Annotated in this window: 2 protein-coding genes; one reads left to right on the forward strand and one right to left on the reverse strand. The window is 69.2% G+C overall.

Features of this window, described 5'->3' with window-relative positions:
* Positions 1-41: 41 nt before the first annotated feature.
* Positions 42-1,832, reverse strand: coding sequence for an arginine--tRNA ligase (gene argS, locus ACWGDE_RS37075; protein ID WP_453393482.1), 1,791 nt, complete (start codon positions 1,830-1,832; stop codon positions 42-44).
* A gap of 221 nt (positions 1,833-2,053) precedes the next feature.
* Here argS and lysS point away from each other — a divergent pair, with 221 nt between their 5' ends.
* Positions 2,054-3,793 carry a lysine--tRNA ligase gene (gene lysS / locus ACWGDE_RS37080; RefSeq protein ID WP_453393483.1) on the forward strand — a complete coding sequence of 580 codons (1,740 nt, stop codon included), beginning with the start codon at positions 2,054-2,056 and terminating at the stop codon, positions 3,791-3,793.
* Positions 3,794-3,843 lie beyond the last annotated feature (50 nt).

The following is a 3,843-nucleotide window of genomic DNA, read 5'->3' on the forward strand; positions in this document are numbered from 1 at the left end:
GAGCACGCAGAGCGTGCTCCCCGCGGCCCCTTTCGTATGCGTCAGAGCTTCTCGGGGGTGCGGATGCCCAGGAGGGACATGCCCTTCGAGAGGGTGCGGGCCGTCAGGTCGCACAGGAACAGGCGGTTCTCGCCGACGACGAGCTCCGGCTCGGGCTTCACGACCGGGCACTGCTCGTAGAACGTCGCGAACAGCGAGGACAGCTGGTAGAGGTACGCCGCCACCTTGTGCGGGGCGTGCTCCGCGGCCGCCTCGGCGATGACCTCGCCGAACTGGTCCAGGTGCAGGCCCAGCGCGCGCTCGGCCGGGGCCAGCTCCAGCTCCGGGTGGGCGGCCGGCTTGCGGTCGCCCTCGCCCGCCTTGCGCAGGATGGACTTGATCCGGGCGTACGCGTACTGGAGGTACACGGACGTGTCGCCGGTCAGCGAGACCATCTGGTCCAGGTCGAACTTGTAGTCGCGCGAGGCCGAGGTGGACAGGTCCGCGTACTTCACGGCGCCGATGCCCACGTACTGGCCGTTCTCGACGATCTCCGCCTCGGTCAGTCCGATCTTCTCGGCCTTCTCCCGCACCACGGCCGTGGCCCGGTCGACGGCCTCGTCGAGGAGGTCCACCAGCCGGACCGTCTCGCCCTCACGGGTCTTGAACGGCTTGCCGTCCTTGCCGAGCACGGTGCCGAAGGCCAGCTGCACGGCCTTGACCTCGTCGTTCAGCCAGCCCGCCCGGCGGGCCGTCTCGAAGACCATCTTGAAGTGCAGGGACTGCCGCGCGTCGACCACGTAGATCAGCTCGGTCGCGCCCAGGTTGCCCACCCGGTCGCGGATCGCCGAGAGGTCGGTCGCCGCGTAGCCGAAGCCGCCGTCCGACTTCTGCACGATCAGCGGGGTCGGGTTGCCGTCCTGGCCCTTGACGTCGTCGAAGAACACGCAGAGCGCGCCGTTGGAACGGACGGCGACGCCCGAGTCCTCCAGCAGCTTGCACGTCTCGACGAGCATGTCGTTGTAGCCGGACTCGCCGATCACGTCGGGGTCCTGGATGTCCATGTCCAGCTTGTTGAAGACGGAGTAGAAGTAGATCTTCGACTCGTCCACGAACCGCTGCCACATGGCCAGCGTCTCCGCCTCGCCGGCCTGGAGGTCCACCACCCGGGCCCGGGCGCGCGTCTTGAACTCCTCGTCGGAGTCGAAGAGCGTGCGCGAGGCCTTGTACAGCCGGTTCAGGTTGGACATGGCCTCCTCGCCGGAGACCTCCGCCCCGTCGGCGCCGTCGGCGGACTTGTGGTCCAGCTCGTGCGGGTGCTCCATCAGGTACTGGATGAGCATGCCGAACTGGGTGCCCCAGTCGCCGATGTGGTGGCGACGGACCACCTTCTCGCCCGTGAACTCCAGGATCTCCACCATCGCGGCACCGATCACGGCGGACCGCAGGTGACCGACGTGCATCTCCTTCGCGACGTTCGGCTGTGCGTAGTCGATGACCGTCGTACCCGGCTTCGCGGCGAGCGGCACGCCGAGCCGGTCGTCGGCGGCGCGCGCGGCCAGCGTCTCGACGATCGCCCGGTCGGTGATGGTGATGTTGAGGAAGCCGGGCCCGGAGACCTCGATCTCCTGGATCAGGTCACCGGTGTCGATGCCCTCGACCACCGTGGTCGCCAGCTCGCGCGGGTTGGCCTTGGCCTTCTTCGCGAGCGCCAGGATGCCGTTGGCCTGGAAGTCGGCCCGGTCGCTTCGTCGCAGCAGCGGGTCGCTCGCACCGGCGTCCGGCAGGGCGGAGGCGAGTGCGTCGGCGACGCGCTGATTGACGGAGGAAGCGAGGGAAGGGACCGAGGCCATGAGCTGCCGTTCCTGTGAGGTCGTGCCTGACGTTGTGCCGGAGAGTGCGCTCGGGTGCACTGGGGCGCACTTGGGTGTTCCGACAAGGACCGAGTATCCCACGCGAGGGCTGTCCGCATCCCGGGATATAGCGGCGATCCGGCGGCGGGGATGAACCTCGGAGCGCTCCCTTCCGTCTGGGAGAATGGCTGAAGCCAGCATTCGAGAATGAAGGACGTGTCGTGGCTGAGAACGCCCAGAGCAGCACCGAGACCGACTGGGTCTCCCGTTTCGCGGACGAGGTCATCGCCGAGGCGGAGCGCCGAGCCCCGGGCAAAGCCGTCGTCGTCGCGTCCGGTCTCTCCCCCTCCGGCCCGATCCACCTGGGCAACCTCCGCGAGGTCATGACCCCGCACCTGGTCGCGGACGAGATCCGCCGCCGGGGCTTCGAGGTCCGCCACCTGATCTCCTGGGACGACTACGACCGGTACCGGAAGGTCCCCAAGGGCATCCCCGGCGTCACCGAGGAGTCCCACGCCCAGCACATCGGCCGCCCGCTGACCGCGGTGCCCGCGCCCGAGGGCTCGGAGTACCCGAACTGGGCCGAGCACTTCAAGGCCGCCATGGTCGAGTCGCTGGCCGAGCTGGGCGTCGACTACGACCCCATCAGCCAGACCGAGCAGTACACGTCCGGCACCTACCGCGAGCAGGTCCTGTTCGCGATGAAGCACCGCGGCGACATCGACGCGATCCTCGACCAGTACCGCACCAAGCAGAAGCCGGGCGGCAAGAAGCCCCAGCAGAAGCAGGTCGACGAGGCCGAGCTGGAAGCGGCCGAGGGCTCGGGCGCGGCCGCCGAGGACGACGGCAGCGTCGGCGAGGCCGGGTACTTCCCGTACAAGCCGTACTGCGGCGCCTGCAACAAGGACTTCACCAAGGTCACCTCGTACAACGACGAGACGACCGAGATGACCTACGTCTGCACCGAGGACGAGTTCACCGAGACGGTCAAGCTCAGCGAGTTCAACCGCGGCAAGCTCGTCTGGAAGGTCGACTGGCCGATGCGCTGGGCCTACGAGGGCGTGGTCTTCGAGCCCTCGGGCGTCGACCACTCCTCGCCCGGCTCCTCCTTCCAGGTCGGCGGGCAGATCGTCGGCATCTTCGGCGGCGAGCAGCCCATCGGACCGATGTACGCGTTCGTCGGCATCAGCGGCATGGCCAAGATGTCCTCCAGCAAGGGCGGGGTCCCCACCCCGGCCGACGCGCTGAAGATCATGGAGCCGCAGCTGCTGCGCTGGCTCTACGCCCGCCGCCGCCCCAACCAGTCCTTCAAGATCGCCTTCGACCAGGAGATCCAGCGGCTCTACGACGAGTGGGACAAGCTGGAGGCCAAGGTCGCCGACGGCTCCGTCCTCCCGGCCGACGCCGCCGCCCACGCCCGCGCCGTCCGCGTCGCCTCGCACGAGCTGCCGCGCACCCCGCGCCCGATGCCGTACCGGACGCTCGCGTCCGTCGTCGACATCACCGCCGGACACGACGAGCAGACCCTGCGCATCCTCAGCGACCTGGAGCCCGAGCGCCCGCTGACCTCGCTCGACGAGGTACGCCCGCGCCTGGACCGCGCCGAGAACTGGATCACCACGCAGGTGCCCGCCGACCAGCGGACGCTCGTACGCGAAGACGCCGACGTCGAGCTCCTGTCGTCCCTGGACGACGAGGGACGCGAATCGCTGCGCCTCCTCGTGGAAGGCCTCGACACGCACTGGTCGCTCGACGGGCTCACCACGCTCGTCTACGGCGTGCCGAAGGTGATGGCCGGCCTCGAACCCGACGCCAAGCCGACGCCCGAGCTCAAGGTCGCCCAGCGCACCTTCTTCGCGCTGCTCTACCGGCTGCTCGTCACCCGCGAGACCGGACCGCGCCTGCCCACGCTGCTGCTGGCGGTCGGGGCGGAGCGGGTGCGCAAGCTGCTCGCCGCGTAGGTTCCGCACGGACGCGAGGAAGGGCCCGCACCCCCTGGGGCTGTCACTAA

The sequence above is a fragment of the Streptomyces sp. NPDC054956 genome, assembly GCF_053609185.1.

What these genes read in the sequence shown, in the direction of transcription:
- argS (WP_453393482.1), bottom strand. Translation starts at nt 1,832, where the DNA reads ATGGCCTCGGTCCCTTCCCTCGCTTCCTCCGTCAATCAGCGCGTCGCC.